At 68.7% G+C, this 17,327-nt stretch carries 16 protein-coding genes; 5 read left to right on the top strand and 11 right to left on the bottom strand.

Annotation, left to right across the window (positions count from 1 at the left end; translation table 11 throughout):
- Positions 1-8: 8 nt before the first annotated feature.
- The 3 genes from ACFC3F_RS00820 to ACFC3F_RS00810 all read right to left on the bottom strand — a co-directional run bounded on the left by ACFC3F_RS00820 (position 9) and on the right by ACFC3F_RS00810 (position 5,060).
- Positions 9-2,363 carry an FdhF/YdeP family oxidoreductase gene (locus ACFC3F_RS00820; RefSeq protein ID WP_376125348.1) on the bottom strand — a complete coding sequence of 785 codons (2,355 nt, stop codon included), beginning with the start codon at positions 2,361-2,363 and terminating at the stop codon, positions 9-11.
- A 97-nt stretch (positions 2,364-2,460) separates the two neighbouring features.
- Positions 2,461-4,362, bottom strand: coding sequence for a helicase HerA-like domain-containing protein (locus ACFC3F_RS00815; protein ID WP_376125345.1), 1,902 nt, complete (start codon positions 4,360-4,362; stop codon positions 2,461-2,463).
- A 38-nt stretch (positions 4,363-4,400) separates the two neighbouring features.
- Positions 4,401-5,060 carry a phosphatase PAP2 family protein gene (locus ACFC3F_RS00810; RefSeq protein WP_376125342.1) on the bottom strand — a complete coding sequence of 220 codons (660 nt, stop codon included), beginning with the start codon at positions 5,058-5,060 and terminating at the stop codon, positions 4,401-4,403.
- Between the two features lie 37 nt (positions 5,061-5,097).
- Here ACFC3F_RS00810 and ACFC3F_RS00805 point away from each other — a divergent pair, with 37 nt between their 5' ends.
- The gene (locus tag ACFC3F_RS00805; protein WP_376125340.1) at positions 5,098-5,586 is read left to right on the top strand and encodes a nitroreductase family deazaflavin-dependent oxidoreductase; all 489 of its coding nucleotides are present in this window, start codon (positions 5,098-5,100) and stop codon (positions 5,584-5,586) included.
- Here ACFC3F_RS00805 and ACFC3F_RS00800 read toward each other — a convergent pair whose 3' ends face one another.
- Positions 5,587-6,915 (bottom strand): multidrug effflux MFS transporter, encoded by a 1,329-nt coding sequence (locus ACFC3F_RS00800; protein WP_376125338.1) that lies wholly within the window; start codon positions 6,913-6,915, stop codon positions 5,587-5,589. It abuts the gene before it with no gap.
- Between the two features lie 271 nt (positions 6,916-7,186).
- Here ACFC3F_RS00800 and ACFC3F_RS00795 point away from each other — a divergent pair, with 271 nt between their 5' ends.
- A complete protein-coding gene (locus tag ACFC3F_RS00795) occupies positions 7,187-7,903 on the top strand; it encodes a DUF3105 domain-containing protein (protein ID WP_376125335.1) in 717 nt (238 codons plus the stop codon).
- A 2-nt stretch (positions 7,904-7,905) separates the two neighbouring features.
- Complete coding sequence (locus ACFC3F_RS00790; RefSeq protein ID WP_376125332.1) at positions 7,906-8,574, top strand: DUF305 domain-containing protein; 669 nt, start codon at positions 7,906-7,908, stop codon at positions 8,572-8,574.
- A gap of 177 nt (positions 8,575-8,751) precedes the next feature.
- On the opposite strand, the gene ACFC3F_RS00785 is transcribed toward ACFC3F_RS00790, so the two are convergent.
- The 5 genes from ACFC3F_RS00785 to rplJ all read right to left on the bottom strand — a co-directional run bounded on the left by ACFC3F_RS00785 (position 8,752) and on the right by rplJ (position 13,611).
- Entirely contained in the window at positions 8,752-9,642 is an 891-nt protein-coding gene (locus ACFC3F_RS00785) for a carbohydrate ABC transporter permease (protein ID WP_376125329.1), read from the bottom strand.
- Positions 9,639-11,003 carry an ABC transporter permease subunit gene (locus ACFC3F_RS00780; RefSeq protein WP_376125327.1) on the bottom strand — a complete coding sequence of 455 codons (1,365 nt, stop codon included), beginning with the start codon at positions 11,001-11,003 and terminating at the stop codon, positions 9,639-9,641. The genes ACFC3F_RS00785 and ACFC3F_RS00780 overlap by 4 nt, the downstream gene beginning before the upstream one ends.
- 28 nt (positions 11,004-11,031) lie before the next feature.
- On the bottom strand, positions 11,032-12,339 hold the full coding sequence (locus ACFC3F_RS00775; RefSeq protein WP_376125324.1) for an ABC transporter substrate-binding protein: 1,308 nt from the start codon (positions 12,337-12,339) through the stop codon (positions 11,032-11,034).
- Positions 12,340-12,592: 253 nt separating this feature from the next.
- A complete protein-coding gene (rplL, locus tag ACFC3F_RS00770) occupies positions 12,593-12,979 on the bottom strand; it encodes a 50S ribosomal protein L7/L12 (RefSeq protein ID WP_376125322.1) in 387 nt (128 codons plus the stop codon).
- Positions 12,980-13,095: 116 nt separating this feature from the next.
- The gene (rplJ, locus tag ACFC3F_RS00765) at positions 13,096-13,611 is read right to left on the bottom strand and encodes a 50S ribosomal protein L10 (protein ID WP_376125320.1); all 516 of its coding nucleotides are present in this window, start codon (positions 13,609-13,611) and stop codon (positions 13,096-13,098) included.
- Between the two features lie 351 nt (positions 13,612-13,962).
- Between rplJ and ACFC3F_RS00760 the strand changes: the two genes are divergently transcribed.
- Positions 13,963-14,265: a hypothetical protein gene (locus ACFC3F_RS00760; RefSeq protein WP_376125317.1), complete on the top strand. Its 303-nt coding sequence runs from the start codon at positions 13,963-13,965 to the stop codon at positions 14,263-14,265.
- Here ACFC3F_RS00760 and ACFC3F_RS00755 read toward each other — a convergent pair whose 3' ends face one another.
- Together ACFC3F_RS00755 and ACFC3F_RS00750 are read right to left on the bottom strand one after the other, a co-directional pair.
- Complete coding sequence (locus ACFC3F_RS00755) at positions 14,266-14,574, bottom strand: helix-turn-helix domain-containing protein (RefSeq protein ID WP_376125314.1); 309 nt, start codon at positions 14,572-14,574, stop codon at positions 14,266-14,268.
- Positions 14,575-14,674: 100 nt separating this feature from the next.
- Positions 14,675-15,955 (bottom strand): LuxR C-terminal-related transcriptional regulator, encoded by a 1,281-nt coding sequence (locus ACFC3F_RS00750; protein ID WP_376125312.1) that lies wholly within the window; start codon positions 15,953-15,955, stop codon positions 14,675-14,677.
- Positions 15,956-16,083: 128 nt separating this feature from the next.
- On the opposite strand from ACFC3F_RS00750, the gene fdhA reads away from it, so the two are divergent.
- Positions 16,084-17,304, top strand: a complete 1,221-nt coding sequence (gene fdhA, locus ACFC3F_RS00745) for a formaldehyde dehydrogenase, glutathione-independent (RefSeq protein ID WP_376125311.1) — start codon at positions 16,084-16,086, stop codon at positions 17,302-17,304.
- Positions 17,305-17,327 lie beyond the last annotated feature (23 nt).

Genomic DNA, 17,327 nt, shown 5'->3' with positions numbered 1-17,327 from the left:
CCCTCAGCCTACGATCCACGTCGCTGAAGTCGCACGACGACCGACTTCGAGGTCGGCGTGCCACTGACGTCGGCGACCGAGTCGAGCGGCACGAGGACGTTCGTCTCGGGATAGTACGCCGCCGCGTTGCCGCGCGGCGTCGGATACGCCACGATGCGGAAGGCCTCGGCCGTGCGCTCCTCGGTCCGCCCCGCGGCATCCGTCCACTCGGACACCAGATCGACGATCTCACCGTCGGCGAAGCCGAGGTTGCGGATGTCGTCGGCGTGCACGAGCACGACGCGGCGGCCGCCGTGGATGCCCCGGTAGCGGTCGTCCTTGCCGTAGATCGTGGTGTTGTACTGGTCGTGCGAGCGCAGCGTCTGCAGCAGCAGGCGCCCCGGCGGGATGCGGGGATACTCCAGCGGATTGACGGTGAACCGGGCGCGCCCATCGGCCGTGTCGAACCGGCGGGCATCGCGCGGACCGTTCGGCAGCCGCAGCGTCGCCCCCTTCGCGATGCGCGCCTCGTAGTCGTCGAACCCGGGCACGACGCGCTCGATATGCGTGCGGATGCGCGCGTAGTCCGTCTCGAGCGCGGCCCAGTCCGCTCGGGGCGCGTTGGCTCGCACCGGCCGGCTCCCCTGCGCCCGTGGCGCCTCATCGCGCGCGCCGAACAGCAGCTCGCACAGCCGCGCGACGATCGCGACCTCGCTCAGCATGTCGTCGGCGGGCGGCGCGAGGCGCCCGCGCGAGGCGTGCACGGCGCCCATCGAGTCCTCGACCGTGACCCGCTGCTCGCGCCCCGCCCGCCGGTCGCGGTCGGTGCGGCCCAGCGTCGGCAGGATGATCGCCCGTCGACCGGTCACGACGTGGGAGCGGTTGAGCTTCGTCGACACCTGCACGGTGAGGTCCACCCGCGCCATCGCCTCCTCCACGACCGCCGTGTCGGGCGTCGCCGAGATGAAGTTGCCGCCCATCGCCATGAAGAACCGCACGCGTCCGTCGCGCATCGCGCGGATCGCCTCGACCGTGTCGTAGCCGTGCTCGCGCGGGGCGCTGAAGCCGAACTCCGCGTCGAGGGCGTCGAGGAAGGACGCCGAGGGCTTCTCGTAGATGCCCACCGTGCGATCGCCCTGCACGTTGGAGTGACCGCGCACGGGGCACACTCCCGCGCCCGGGCGCCCGATGTTGCCCTGCAGCAGCAGGACGTTCACGACGTCGCGCAGCATCGGCACGGAGTGCTTGTGCTGCGTGAGCCCCATCGCCCAGCACACGATCGTCGCCTTCGAGGCCCGTACGGCCTCGCCGACGCGGCGCAGCTCGGCTTCGGACAGGCCCGTCGCGGCGACGAGGTCGGGCCACGCGGCATCCGTCATCGCCTGTCGGTACGCGTCGAAGCCGCTCGTGTGCTGCGCGATGAAGTCGTGGTCCAGCGCATCGGTCGCCGGGTCCGCCGAAGCCTCGAGCAGGTGCTTGCCGATCGCCTGGAAGAGCGCCTGATCACCGCCGAGCCGGATCTGCACGAACTCGTCGGCGAGCTTCGTGCCGCCGAGGATCATCCCCTGCACGGTCTGCGGATTCTCGAACCGGACGAGACCTGCCTCGGGCAGCGGGTTGACGGCGATGATCGTCGCGCCGCGCTTCTTGGCCTTCTCGAGCGCCGACAGCATGCGCGGATGGTTGGTGCCGGGATTCTGGCCCGCGATGATGAGCAGATCGGCCTCGTGGACGTCTTCGATCGAGACGGTGCCCTTGCCGATCCCGATCGTCTCGGTGAGCGCCGAGCCGCTCGACTCGTGGCACATGTTCGAGCAGTCCGGCAGGTTGTTCGTGCCGATCCCGCGCACGAGCAGCTGGTACAGGAACGCCGCCTCGTTCGAGGTGCGACCCGACGTGTAGAACGCCGCCTCGTCCGGGTCGTCCAGCGCCGCAATCGCGTCGGCGATCTCGCGCAACGCGTCATCCCACTCGATCGGCCGATAGTGCGTCGCACCCTCGTCGAGGATCATCGGATGCGTCAGTCGCCCCTGCTGCCCCAGCCACCAGTCGTCGTGCCCGGCGAGCTCGTCGATCGAGTGCGCCGCGAAGAACTCCGGCCCCACGCGGCGCAGCGTCGCCTCCTCGGCGACGGCCTTCGCGCCGTTCTCGCAGAACTCGGCGAGATGGCGCTTGTCCTCTTCGGGCCATGCGCACCCCGGACAGTCGAACCCGTCCTTCTGATTCACCCGCAGGAGCGTCTGCGCCGAGCGCACGACACCCATCTGCTCGGCGGAGATCTGCAGCGCGTGCAGGACGCCGGGTATGCCGACGGCCACGCGCTTGGGCTTCGAGACGCGCACGCGCGATTCGTCGATGTCGGACACCGGGGGCTTCTTCACCATGCCCCCAGGCTAGGACCTCCCGGGAGCGTCGGGCTCGCGCTCAGCCGGCGGGTGCCCGCGCGGGAGCGCGCCCCGGGATCGGCACGGTTCGGGGCCGTCAGCGGCGGCCCGTGCCGAAGATCCCGCGGATGACACCGTCGAGGACAGTCCGCGTCGACCGCGATCCGAGGATCTGCTCGAGCCCGGATTTCGGCGCCCGGCTCGAGGTGCGGGCCGAGCCGCTCGTCTTCTTGAGGAGCCGCTCGTACTCCTTCTGGGCCCTGCGGTCGGCATCCGCCTGCGCTTTGTCGATCGCCGCCCGCTGCCTGGCGAGCTCGGCGTCGATCTTCGCCTTCTCCAGCTCAGCCTCGGCTGCGGCGGCCGCGTCGTCGGCGGCGCGCATCTTGGCGGCGAGGATCTCGCGCGCCGATTCCCGGTCGATCGGTGTGCCGTAGGCCGCGAGCAGCGGCGACGCCTTCACGGCCGCCTCGATCGCGGGATCCGGCGTGGGCGACATGAGGCCCTGCGGTGCGCGCAACCGGGTCCAGGCGACGGGCGTCGGTGCGCCCTTCTCGCTCATCACCGTCACGATGGCCTCGCCCGTGCCGAGCTCCTGCAGCACGCGCTCGAGGTCGTAGCCGGACTTCGGGTAGGTGCCGACCGCCGCGCGAAGCGCTTTGGCGTCGTCGGGCGTGAACGCGCGCAGCGCGTGCTGGATGCGCGACCCCAGCTGCGCGAGCACGTCGGCCGGCACGTCCTTCGGGGTCTGCGTCACGAAGAAGACGCCGACGCCCTTCGAACGGATGAGCCGGACGGTCTGCGTGATTGCGGCGATGAAGTCCTTCGAGGCATCCGTGAACAGCAGGTGCGCCTCGTCGAAGAAGAAGACGAGCTTCGGCTTGTCGAGATCGCCGACCTCGGGGAGGATCTCGAAGAGCTCGGCGAGCAGGTACATCAAAAACGTGGAGAACAGCGCGGGCTTGTCGATGACACCGGGCACTTCGAGCAGGCTGATGACACCGCGGCCGTCGGGCGCCGTGCGCAGGAAGTCGCGCACGTCGAACTCGGGTTCGCCGAAGAAGACGTCCGCGCCGTCGTCGGCGAACGTGATGAGCTGGCGCAGGATGACACCCGCCGTCGCCGCCGAGAGGCCCCCGAGCCCCTTGAGCTCAGCCTTGCCGTCGTCGCTCGTGAGATAGCTGAGCACGGCCCGCAGATCGGACAGGTCGACGAGGGCGAGCCCGTTCTGATCGGCGTAGTGGAAGACGAGGCCGAGGCTCGACTCCTGCGTCTGATTGAGCCCGAGCACCTTGCTCAGCAGCAGGGGGCCGAATCCGCTCACGGTCGCGCGCACCGGAACGCCCTTGCCGACACCGCCGAGGGCGAAGTACTCCGTGACGGATGCCGCGGGGGTCCAGTCCTGGCCGATGGCCCGGGTGCGCGCGAGGAGCTTGTCGCTGGCCTCGCCCGGCGTCGCGACACCGGACAGATCCCCCTTGATGTCGGCGGCGAACACGGGGACGCCCTTCGCCGCGAGCTGCTCGGCGAGGCCCTGGAGCGTGCGCGTCTTTCCTGTCCCGGTCGCGCCCGCGACGAGGCCGTGACGGTTCGTCATGGCGATCGGGATGCGGATCTGCGCCGATGCGACGGGGTCGGTGTTGACGAGGGCGCCGAGCTCGAGCGTCTCGGCGTCGAACGTGTATCCCTGGACGATGGCAGCGACGGCTGCGTCATCGAGCGGGCCGGTCGCCGCCGGTTGCGGTGGGGCGCCCTCGGCGACCGTCGACAACTCAGGAGAATCCGGCGGTTTCGGCGCCCGCGGCTCGTGGGCGGTCGATTCATCCGGAGCACCGCGCACCGGCGACTCGGCGGGAACCCCCGCCCGGGCCTTCGCGGCCTCGGCCTCGGCCGCGGCGAGCGCGGCCCTCGCCTGGGCGACCTTGAGCTGGGCCTCGGCGGCTTCCGCCTCGGCCCGCAGGCGTGCGAGTTCGGCTTCGGCGACGGCGTCCGGCTCGGTCATGCGCACAGCCTAGCGACGCGCCGCATGCGTCCCCCGGCCTACCGCCCGACCGCGAGGCTCGGCCGCGGTTCTTCGCGTGCGAGGAGCCGCCACATCGCGGCAGCGACGATGAGCGCCGCCCCCGTCCCGAGGAGCGCGCCGCCGGCGGTGTCGCTGAGCCAGTGCGCGTGCAGCACCGTCCGGCTGAGCGCCATGAGCAGCACCCACGCCACTCCCAGAATCAGGACAGCCACGCGCGGGAAGAGCACGACGAGCGCCGTCGCGAGCGTCGCGGCACCGGCCACGTGCCCCGACGGGAACGAGCCGAAATCGGTGATGATGATGATGTCCTCGGGCCGGTCCCGGCCGAACACGCGCTTGAGCACCTGCACGAGCGCCGCCGACGCCGCCTGCGCCAGGATGAAGTACGCGGCCGACCAGGGGCGTCGCACCAGAAGCAGCACGAGGGCGCCGCCGAGCGGCACGACGAGGACGGCGAACCATCCCCCGCCGAGAAACGCCATGACGAGCGAGAAGCTCGACAGCGCTGAGCCTTCGGCACCCGCGAGGACGCCGTTCCACCACGCGTCGACGGCGAAGGGTCCGTTGCCCTGCGCGAGCACCCACGCGCCGAGCGCGCACGAGAGCGACACGAGCACGAGTCCCCACACGAGGAACGGCACCGTGGGCGAGGCGACGTTGCGTTGCTCAGCCGGCATTACCCCATTGTGCCGGGCCGGATGCGAGGATGCTGCCATGATCCGCGTGCTCGACATCGTCCGCGCCATGATCGCCCCGCTCACACGCACACGTGCGTTCCGCGCCGCCGGGCCGCGGCTCATGCCCCGGCTCGAGCGCGCCTTCGCCCGGATCACGGGGGGCCGCGTCCCGATCAGCGGGCTGCTCGTCCCGTCGCTCGTGCTGCACACGACGGGCGCGCGTTCGGGCGAGCCCCGCGACGCGGCGCTCATGTACACGCCCGACGGCGAGGGCCGTGCGATCGTCGCGGGCACCAACTTCGCCGGCGGACGCCACCCGGCCTGGACGACGAATCTCCTCGCCCACCCCGACGCGGCCATCACCGTGCGCGGCAGACGGATGCCCGTTCGAGCCGCGCCGATCCCCGATCACGAGAAGGATGCCGCGTGGGCGCGGATCGAAGCGCAATGGCCCGGATACCGCTCGTACGAGCGCAGCTCGGGTCGCGTCGTGCGACTGTTCCGGCTGCAGCCCGTCCGCCGCTGACTACGGAGCGAGCTGCCCGACGGTGCGGGGACGCACGATGAGCCACAGCGCCAGAACGGCGATCGCCGAGCAGCCGACCATGACGGCGGCCATCGTCGTGGCCGTGATTCCGGCGTCGTTCGCGATCCACCCCACGAGCGGCGAGACGAGACCCGCAACGCCGAAGTTGGTCGCTCCGATGATCGACTGCGCCGTGCCCGCGGCTTTCCCGTGCCGGTCGAGCGCGAGCACCTGCACGCACGGGAACGTGAAGCCGCACGCCGTCATGAAGACGAACAGCGGCACGACCGTGCCCCACAGTCCGAGCCCGAGCTGATCGGTGACGACGATGGCGGATGCCGCGGCCAGGAGCACGACGGTGGACCACGCCATGACCCACTGCGGGCCGAAGCGTGCCGCGAGGCGCGACGCCGTCTGCACGCCGATCACGACGCCGACGGAGTTGGCGGCGAAGAGGAGCCCGTACTGCTGGGGGTCGAAGCCGTACGTCCCCTGGAACAGGAACGACGATGCCGACAGGTACGAGAACAGCCCGCTGAAGGTCATGCCCCCGATGACGAGGACGCCGAGGAACACCCGGTCGCCCAGCACGCTGCGATACCGCTGCCACACGGTCGTCGTCCCCTTCTCGCTGCGCCGCGCGGGCGGCAGCGTCTCGGGGATGAACACGACGGCCGAGATCAGCATGAGCGCGCCGTAGGCGGCCAGCACGATGAAGATGCCGCGCCACGGCATGACGAGCAGCAGCGCAGACCCGGCGAGGGGCGCGAGCACGGGGGCGACACCCGACACGAGCGCGAGCCGCGACAGCATCACGACCAGCCGCCGTCCGCCGAACAGGTCGCGCACGACAGCGGCTGCCACGACGCCGCCCGCGGCAGCCCCGGCTCCCATCAGCACGCGCGTGACGGAGAGCAGCTCCAAAGTCGGTGCGAAGGCGGCCGCGGCGCTCGCCACGACGTGCAATGCCGTGACGGCCAGCAGCGGGATGCGCCGGCCGACCTTGTCGCTGAGGGGCCCGACGATGAGCTGGCCGAGGGCGAAGCCGATCATCGTGCCCGTGAGGGTCAGCTGGATGGCGGCCGATGTCGTCTGGAAGTCGGCCTCGAGCACGGGGAAGGCGGGCAGGTACAGGTCGATCGTGAACGGCCCGAGAGCCGTGAGCGCGCCCAGCAGGATGATGTAGAGCACGCGGCGACGCGTCGAGATCGCGTCGCCGGGATGCAGGACGACCGGCGCGGTAGCAGGATTCGACCCGAGGGTGCGGATCGCGCCGGTCGTGGGTGGCGGCGTCGAAGGGACGACGGGAACGGACGCGGTATCGAGCAAAGTTCTTCGTTTCAGAGGCAGCGGCGCGGCGTCCGGGATCCGGCAGGGGCGCGAGGGCATCGTCGGTCGGCTGTCACAGCGATGGCGACAACGTCGATCGAATCGATTCGAGCTTTCATGATATCGGATGCCCACCGGCCGACCGTGCATACCCCGCGATCGGACTCAGACGATCTGCGGCCGGTTCCCAGGACTTCCATCACATGCACCCGCATAGGATTGACCCGTCCGCATCCCGCGCCAGACCCGGCGCCGAGCCGAGAGCACTCGCATGTCCCCGACTCCCCCGTCCCCGTCCGAGAAGCGCACGAGCGGGAACCCCGCGACTCAGGCGAAGATCGACCTGACCGTCAAGCAGCAGCGTGAGCAGAAGCGGCAGGAGAAGCTCGCCGAGTACCAGAAGCAGCTCGCGAAGCGCAAGCGCGGCAAGGTCGTGTGGTGGACCGTGGGATCTGTCGGAGCCATCGCCGTGATCGGCGCGATCGTGGCGTCCTTCGTCTTCGCTCCGCCCCCGCCTGCGTCTTACACCGCAGGCAGTGAGGGCGCCGAGATCGAGGGCGTCGAGACCTTCACCAACACGACGACGCACGTCGAGGGCGTGGTGGAGTACGAGCAGAACCCGCCGGCCGGCGGCCCGCACAACGCCGTCTGGCTCAACTGCGGCATCTATGACGAGCCGCAGCAGAACGAGAACGCCGTGCACTCGCTCGAGCACGGTGCGGTGTGGATCACGTACGACGCCGACCTCGTGCAGGGCGAGGACCTCGACCTGCTCAAGAGCAAGCTGCCCTCGAGCTACGTCGTCCTGTCCCCCTACGAAGGTCTCGACACCCCCATCGCGCTCAGCGCGTGGAACCACCAGCTCAAGGTCGACGAGGCCGCCGATCCCCGCATCGAGGAGTTCCTCGAGGAGTACTGGCGCTCCGACCTCGTCCCCGAGCCCGGAGCACTGTGCTCGGGCGCGATCGACGGCCCCGGCAAGCAGTAGCCGTGACCGGCACGGCGGAGCCCGCGAGGGGAGCGAGACGCTGGGTGCTCATCGCCCTGGCGGTCATCGCGATCGCGGCCGTCGCCTTCGCGATCGGTCGATTCTCGACCTTCGGGCAGGCGGCATCCGTCGCCCTTCCCGATACCAACTCGCCCGAGGCGGGATTCTCTCGCGACATGCAGGCGCATCACACTCAGGCGATCGAGATGGCGATGGAGATCTACCGCAAGACCGACGACGACGAGTTGCGCATCCTGTCGTACGACATCGCGACGGCGCAATCGGCGCAGCGCGGGGAGATGTACGACTGGCTCGTGAAGTGGGGGCTGTCGCAGTCCGACGGCGCCATGATGGTGTGGATGGCGCCGCTCGGCGACGGCCACGTGCACGGCGACGGGTCGCCGCTGAGTCCTCAGGAAGCGGATGCCGCGATGGGGATGGCGACCCCCGAGCAGCTGACCGCCCTGCGCGATGCGACAGGGACCGAGGCCGACTGCCTGTTCCTCGAGCTCATGATCCGACACCACGAGGGTGCCGTGCCGATGGCGCAGGCCCTGCTCGACCTCGGCTCCGAGCCGCGCGCGCTCGCCGTCGCGCAGAGCATGAAAGATGGCCAGACGGCCGAGCTCGACGCCATGCGGTCGATGCAGGCCCGCCTCGGCTGCTCCTGACCAACCGGCGACCGGTCATCGAGTAGCGCGGAGCGCGTATCGAGATGTGGGGGAGAGCATTGACGCTGCTGCGCAGCGTCAATGGCTTGCTTGCATCTCGATACGGCCGCTGCGCGGCCTACTCGATGATGAGTCACCGCGCATCAACGCTGCTTCGCAGCATTGATCCGCGGTGACTCATTTCTGCGAGCCGGCGAGGAGCGCCTGCACGAAGTAGCGCTGGAACGCGAAGAAGACGATGAGCGGCACGATCATCGACAGGAACGCCCCCGAACTCAGCACGTCGATGTTCGATCCGAACTGGCGCAGCTGAGACTGGATCGCGACCGTCAGCGGCTGCGACTGGGAGTTGGTGAAGATGAGGGCGACGAGCATGTCGTTCCACGTCCACAGGAACTGGAAGATCGCCAGTGAGGCGATCGCCGGCAGTCCCAGCGGCAGGATGAGCTGGAAGAAGATCCGCCAGTCCCCCGCGCCGTCGATACGCGCGGCTTCGAGCAGTTCGGCGGGCACCTGCGTGAAGAAGTTCCGCAGCAGGAAGATCGCGAACGGCAGCCCGAAGGCGACGTGGAAGAGGATCACCCCGAGCACGCTGCCGAAGATCCCGAGCGTGCCGAACAGGCGCGCGAGCGGGATCAGCGCCACCTGCACGGGAACGGCGAGCAGGATGATGACGACGATGAGCAGCCAGTCGCGACCGGGGAACTGCATCCACGCGAACGCGTAGGCGGCGCACGCCCCCAGCAGCACGACGAGCAGCGTCGAGGGCACGGCGATCACGATCGTGTTCCAGAACGAGCCCGTGATGGTGGGGTTCGAGAGCAGGTTCGCGTAGTTCTCGAGCGTCAGCTCGGCGGGCTTGGTGAAGACGGTCCACCACCCCGAGGAGGCGTTGTCTCCCGAGCTGCGCAGCGACGTGAGGAACAGGCCGATCGTCGGAACGAGCCAGAACAGCGCCACGATGATGAGCACGACGTTGACGATGCTCGAGGTGAACACACCGACGATCTTCTGCGCGGTGGTCTTCTTGCCGCGGACGATGCCGAGATCCGCTGAGGCCGCGCTCATCGGCTGCGCTCCTCACGGAAGCGGCGCACGTTGATGATCATCGACGGCAGCACGAGGATCAGCAGCAGGATCGCCAGCGCCGATCCGAGACCCTGGTTGCTGCCGCCGCCGAACGAGACGGTCCACATCTCGACGGCGATGACGTTCGCCGCCGGTTTGGAGACGCCGGGCGGTATGACGTAGACGAGGTCGAAGATCTTCAGGACGTTGATGATGAGCGTCACGATCACGACGACGAGCACGGGAGCGAGCAGAGGTGCGGTGATCTTCGTGAACACCTGCCATTCGTTCGCACCGTCCATGCGCGACGCCTCCTGCAGCGACCGGTCCATGGCAGACAGACCCGACGCGATCATGACCATCGCGAAGCCCGCCCAGATCCAGATGTACGACAGGATGATGACCGCGTTGATGAGCGAGGGACCGAGCCAGGAGACGCCCTGGAAGCCCTCGTCGAAGTTCGTCGCCGGCAGCGCGACACGGTAGGTCTCCCCCGCCGTGAGTCCTTCGATGAGGAAGGTCCCGTCGGCTCCCGTCGTCGCGTAGCCGTGGATCGAGCCGTCGGGTGCCACGGCGTCCACGCGCACACCCGGAAGGCCGCTCTTGCCGTCGCCGATCTCGCCGTTGACGCCCCCTCCGCCCGAGACGACGTCCAGGAACACCGTTCCGGCGAGTTCGGTGTCGCCCGGCGCCGCCGCCGCGACCGCTTGCGTCGCGTCGGGCGGGATGTTCGACTGACGGATGCCGGTGAGCGGGAAGTCCTGCACGCTCCCCGGCGACAGCTCCTCTTCGGAGGCGATCGTCCCGCGGTCGGCGATGACGCCGAACCCGTCGCGCGGGGTCGCTCCCGGATAGCCCGCCTCGTTCGAGAACGCCCTGTCGACGCCGACGACGACGGCGTTGACGACGCCGAGGTTCGGGTCCTCCTGGAACATGCCGCGGAAGATGACACCCGCTGCGAGCATCGAGATCGCCATCGGCATGAAGATGATGAGCTTGAACGCCGTCTTCCACTTCAGCTTCTCCAGCAGCACGGCGAAGATGAGCCCCAGGATCGTGCACGCCAAGGGCGCCACGATCACCCACATGACGTTGTTGCGGATCGCGGTGAAGGTGCTCTCGTTCGTGAACATCGTCACGTAGTTCTCCCAGCCCACGAACGCGTCACCGCGCTGGCTGTAGAAGGACCGGATGACGGTGTAGACGATGGGATACACCACAAGCGCGCCGAGCACGACGAGCGCGGGCCCGAGGAACGACGCGAGGATGAGGGTGCGCCGCAGACGCCCCTTGCCCGGGTCACGAGCAGTCTGCTCGCTCCCCGGGCCCGGGTCCGCCGCGGTCTCGACGAGAGCGGTCACGGTAGGTCCGATTCCCAGTGGCGGGGCGTCAGTATGCCGCGACGGCCGCCGCTTCCAAGGCTTCCATCGTGCCCTGGATGTCAGAGGGATCGGCGTAGAAATCGATCATGATCTGCCAGAACCCGGCACCGACCGTGCCTCCGAAGGCGCTCGGCGTGAGATCGGACATGTCGAATCGGAACGTCTCGGCACCGGTCAGGGCCTCGGCGATCTGGCGCGCCGTGTCGTCGGGATACAGCGACGTGTCGACGTTGTTGTTGGGCGAGGTGAGACCACCGTTGGGCACCCAGATCTCGGCCGCCCCGGGCGACGCCAGGTACTGCATGAGTGCGTCGGTCGCTTCGTCGTCGACGAACTGGATGGCGACATCGCCGCCGCCCACGACGGCCGGAGTCGAACCGTTGATCGACGGGAAGTCGTAGAAGAGCGCGTTCTCGCCGACGACCGAGTTCCCGTCATCGGTGATGTTGCCCGCGACGAAGTCACCCTCGTAGACGGTGCCGGCCTGCGGGTCTGCGCCGAAGACGGCCGTGACGCTCTCGGGGAAGGTCCGCTGGGCGCCGCCGGGCTGCAGCACATCGCTCGACCACAGCGTCGCCATGACCTCGAGGGCCTCCGCGACCGACGGATCGGTCCACGGGATCTCGTGGTTCGTGAGCTGGTCGTACTTCTCGGCACCGGCCGTGCGCAGGTAGACGTTCTCGAACCAGTCGGTCAGCGGCCAGCCCACGTCGGCGCCGACCGAGATGCCCGAGTATCCGGAATCCTGCACGAGCTGGAGCTGCTCGAGGAAGCCGTCCCAGTCCTCGGGCTCGGATGCTCCCGCTTCGTCGTAGATGTCGGCGTTGTACCAGACGGTCGACTTGTTGGCAGCCTTGAACCACACCCCGTACAGCTCGCCGTCGACCGATCCGAGGTCGATCCAGCTGTCGGAGTAGTTCTCTTCGACGGCGCTGCGGGCTGCGTCGCTCAGCGGGATGAGATCACCGGCGGACGCGAGCGACTGCATGAGCGCCGGCTGCCCGATGACCGCCACATTGGGCGGCGAGCCGCCCTCGAGCTGGCCCTGCAGATACGTCGGTCCGTTGTCCCCGAAGCTCGTGTAGTCGACCTGGGCGCCCGTATCCTCCGAGAACTTCTGCAGCACCGCTTCGAAGTTGGACTGTTCAGCTCCCGACCACGCTGCGGCGACCGTGAGGGTCTGCCCCGAGAAATCTCCCTCGACGGTTTCTCCGCCACCGTCCCCTCCACCGCCGGCGCATCCGGCGACGAGAAGACCGGCGGCTCCGAGTGCGACGACGGAAACGGCACTGCGAGTACGGCTGCGTGCGTTCATCTGCGATCCCCTTCGGTGTTGCGGTGTGCGTGCTGTGTCGCGGGAGCGATGCGAATCCCTCCCACGTGGGTCACCGTAGGACTCCACGTCGCGCGCGGCAAGCCCCCCGCCGCCAGCGCGATCACATCGATATACTCCCGCACACGCACGAAGACCCCCGGGCGAACCCGGGGGTCTTCGATGTCGCATCAGACGACGGGGAGATCTCGACTCGGCCGCTGCGCGGCATCCGGGATCTCTTCGTCGGTCGTGATTACTTGAGGGTGACGCTCGCGCCGGCCTCTTCGAGCGAAGCCTTCGCCTTCTCAGCGGCTTCCTTGGTCGCGCCCTCGAGCACGGCCTTGGGAGCGCCGTCGACGACGGCCTTGGCCTCGCCGAGACCGAGCGAGGTGAGCTCGCGAACGACCTTGATGACCTGGATCTTCTTGTCACCGGCGGCCTCGAGGACGACGTCGAACGAGTCCTTCTCTTCGGCCTCTTCGGCGGGTGCGCCACCGGCCGGTGCGCCAGCGGCGACGGCGACGGGAGCGGCAGCGGTGACGTCGAAGGTCTCCTCGAAGGCCTTGACGAACTCGCTGAGCTCGATGAGCGTGAGCTCCTTGAACGCGTCGAGCAGCTCGTCAGTGCTGAGCTTTGCCATGATGTGTCTCCTTGTATCTCGATACGGCCGCTTCGCGGCCTACTCGATAACCGATTGATACGGCCGCTTCGCGGCCTACTCGATAACCGATTGTTTGTTTATGCCGAAGCCCGATGTCAGGCCGCGGACTCCTGCTTCTCGCGCAGCGCGTCGACCGTGCGAACGGCCTTCGACGGGAGCGCGTTGAAGACGTATGCCGCCTTGGTCATCGTGGCCTTCATCGCGCCGGCGAGCTTCGCCAGCAGGACTTCACGGCTCTCGAGCTCGGCGAGCTTGTTGACCTCATCCGCGGTCAGAGGGTTTCCGTCGAAGAAACCGCCCTTGATCACGAGAAGAGGGTGTGCCTTGGCGAAGGCGCGCAGACCCTTCGCGACGGCGACCGGGTCACCGTGCACGAACGCGATGGCCGACGGACCCTTGAGGTCGTCGTCCAGCGACGTGATCCCCGCGTTGTTCGCGGCGATCTTGGTCAGCGTGTTCTTCACCACGGCGTATTCCGCGTCCTGACGAATGCTGTTGCGCAGCTCCTTGAGCTGGGCAACCGTCAGACCGCGGTACTCGGTCAGCAGAACGGCGGTCGAGTCCTCGAAATTCTTCGTGAGCTCGGCGACCGATGCATCCTTCTGCGCCATGGCCACTCCTTGTGTGTACGAGACGCTCCGCGATGACGGTGCGCCGGCCGCAGACATCTGGTTCTTCCCGCAGGGAAATGAAAAGAGCTCCGGCGCAAGCGCACGGAGCTCTGGAAGAAGTTCGTGTCACCTGCGCGGGCCCCTGCATTTCGCAGAGCTTCGATCGATGTGCGCTCACACGCACGCCGATGACCGGCGGTCTTTGGCTTCGACCAGAGTACGTGAGGACGCGTCGCTCACCAAATCGGAGCTTCCTCCCCACCGCGGTGCCGCGACGCCCTGTCCACCGACGTTGCTCTCACACACGGTGGACACGCGCCGCACGTCGGATGCCCGCCGTACCGTCCCGGCATGCTCCGACTCATCGGCCCAGACGAACATCCCGCAGATCCCGCGTATCGCGTGCCCTGGCGGGTCGATCGATCGAATCCGCCGTGGTGCCGCGTCGTCAACGAGGGACCCGACGAGCTCACGCACGTCTCGACGCAATTCTTCGGCGACGGGTGGATGGAGCCCGCCATTCCGCGCGCGTCGATCCGACCCGGGCAGAGCCTGCGGATCGCCCTGTGGCCGAACACCGTCGACTCTGCACGCATCACGGTGCACTGGCGGGTGGGGCCCACTGCCGAGTACGCTTGGACCTTCGTGATGTAGTCAGGCGATCCGGTCGCGCGGCCGCCAGAAGCGCGCGTCGACCTCGGACACGCGCGTGGGCCGGTCCTCCCCCGTGAGGGCGTACGGATCGATGCCGCGGAACAGCTCCCCCAGGTCGACCTCGAGGACACCCGCGATCTTGAGCACCGTGAGCAGTCGCGGATTCGACCCCCTCTCGATCTTGCGGATGTTCGACACGTCGAGGTCGGCGACGGCAGCGAGGCCCTCGGCCGTGAGCTTGCGTGCCATCCGGTGGGCCGTGAGGCGACGACCGAGCTCGACACGAGGGTCGATGTTCTTCGAGGGCACTCTTCAGTGGTACCGAGCGTCGAGTGTAAAGGCGAAGGCTCACAGACAAGGGGTTATAAACCTCCGCGGGTTCCGCCCTCCGGGATCGCCGGCGGAGCACTCACCCCGACTCGGTCGCGAGCCCGGTTTCGAGATACAGCGCCGTCGCCTCGGCCCGACTGCCCACGCCGAGCTTGCGGTAGATCTTCGCGACGTGGAACTTGACGGTGTTCTCGCTGATGGCCAGCGCTGTGGCGATCGCACGGTTGCGACGGCCGGTCGCGAGGTGCGCGAGCACTTCGACCTCCCGCGGGCGCAGGCCCCACTGGGTCACCGCCGCCACGGCGCGCGGAGGATCGAGCGGAAGGACGATCGCGATCTCCGTCCCCCATCCCGGTGTCGCCTCGACCGACAGCCGGCCGTCGAGCGCATGCACGCGGTGCCGGATGAGCTTCAGCTGCGACGAGGCGTCCGACAGATCCCCCGGTCCGTCGTCGCGCATGTCGATGAGCAGGTTGGTCCCGTCGCAATCCCACTGGACGCGCACGCGGCCCACCCGCGGACGATCGATGAGCGCGAGGATCGACCCCCGCACAACGGCACGGGCTCCCTGCGCGACTTCGCTCGGCAGGGGCCGCCCATCGGCAGGCGGCTCGACGAACTGCACGTCGATCTCGCGATACCGCACGAGCGGCCGCAGATCGTCGCGGAGGCGCTCGAACGCCGTCGTCACGGGCTCCTCGGTGGCGGTCCTGACGCGATCGCTCGCGGTGCGCAACTGCACGAGCCCGGATGCCGCGATCCCCGTCGCCGTCTGCCGCGCCGATCGATCGTCGAGCGATGCCGACCGAAGCGCCGCGAGGACCGATTCCAGCGTCGTGGAGTACTCGTCCGCGAGCTCTGTCAGCGCTTCCATCCGCTCGCCCGCGCTCGCCCGCGCGAGCGTGAGGTAGTCAGGGGTCGCCGCATCAGCGAGCTCCTGCACGCGCAGCGCGACGACGTTCCACAGCTGGAGGACCGTCGCGGCGCGGTCGTCGGCGGAGCCGGCCCCGTTCTGCGGGTTCGCCATGACCATCAGCGCACCGTTTCGCGAGACGACCTGCAGCACCGGGACCGCTGTGCCGGCGGCATCCATCTCACCCACCGCGACGGTGTCGGGGTGCTGGGTCCGGCGCAGATCGTCGAGGGCGAGGAAGGACACGCGCTCGACGAAGGCGGGGTCTCCCACGCCCCGTCGATGCCCTCCCCCGGCGTCGGCGGCGAGGATGATGAGCCCGTCGTGCGGCACGAAGGCGGCGAGCAGTTCGGACAGCCGCGCGGGGAGCGCCGTGGCGGGTACCCCCACGACATCGGCGAGATCTCGCAACGTGTGCTCTGTGCAGGCGTGTCCTCCGTCGGGCATGACCTCACGGTACGCGCCGCCCACCCGTTCGGGTAGTCCTGACAGTTCGCCCGGCGGATCGCGCCACCCGTCCCGATGGGCGAATCTGGACACACAGCGGGTGATACCGAAGAAGAAGGAGGACGACGATGTCAGCCAACAGAGCAGTGGCCTACAAGGGTCCCGGCATGGTCGAGGTCATCGACACCGATTTCCCCGAGTTCGAGCTCAAGGACGGGCCGGGGGTCAACCCCGCGAACGTCGGGCGCAAGGTTCCGCACGGCGCGATCCTGCGTACGGTCGCGACGAACATCTGCGGCTCGGACCAGCACATGGTGCGCGGTCGCACGACGGCACCGGCGGGACTCGTCCTGGGGCACGAGATCACGGGCGAGGTCGTCGAAGTCGGTCCCGACGTCGAATTCATCAGCGTCGGCGACATCGTCTCGGTCCCCTTCAACATCGCGTGCGGGCGGTGCCGCAACTGCAAAGAGGGCAAGACGGGCATCTGCCTCAACGTCAACCCGGACCGTCCGGGCAGCGCATACGGCTACGTCGACATGGGCGGGTGGGTCGGCGGACAGGCGGAGTACGTGCTCGTACCGTACGCGGACTGGAACCTGCTGCGCTTTCCCGATCGCGACCAGGCTCTCGAGAAGATCCTCGACCTGACGATGCTGTCCGACATCTTCCCGACCGGCTTCCACGGCGCTTACACGGCGGGAGTGGGCCCGGGCTCCACCGTCTACATCGCGGGTGCGGGTCCCGTCGGCCTCGCCGCCGCCGTCGGCGCGCAGCTGCTCGGTGCGGCCGTCGTCATCGTCGGAGACCTCAACGCCGATCGGCTCGCCCAGGCGCGCTCCTTCGGCTGCGAGACGGTCGACGTGTCGCAGGGCGACCCCGCCGCGCAGATCGAGCAGATCCTCGGCGTGCCCGAGGTGGACTGCGGCGTGGACGCGGTCGGATTCGAAGCACGAGGACACGGATCGGATGCCGCGCACGAGGCGCCGGCGACGGTGCTCAACTCGCTCATGGACATCACCGCGGCGGGCGGCGCGCTGGGCATCCCGGGCCTGTATGTCACGGGGGATCCGGGTGGGATCGACGAGGCCGCGAAGGTCGGGTCGCTCTCGATCAACCTCGGTACCGGCTGGGCGAAGTCGCTGTCGTTCACGACCGGGCAGTGCCCCGTCATGAGATACAACCGGCAGCTGATGATGGCGATCCTCCACGACAAGGTGCAGATCGCGAAGGCCGTGAATGCCACGCCGATCTCGCTCGAGGACGCACCGAAAGGCTACGCCGAGTTCGACCAGGGCGCCGCGAAGAAGTACGTCCTCGATCCCAACGGCTACATCAAGACCACCTGAACGCACACCAACGAAAGGACCAC

This window comes from Microbacterium sp. NPDC055910 (genome assembly GCF_042271185.1).
Classification (GTDB): Bacteria; Actinomycetota; Actinomycetes; order Actinomycetales; family Microbacteriaceae; genus Microbacterium.
This window is presented reverse-complemented; position numbering and strand designations above follow the sequence as displayed.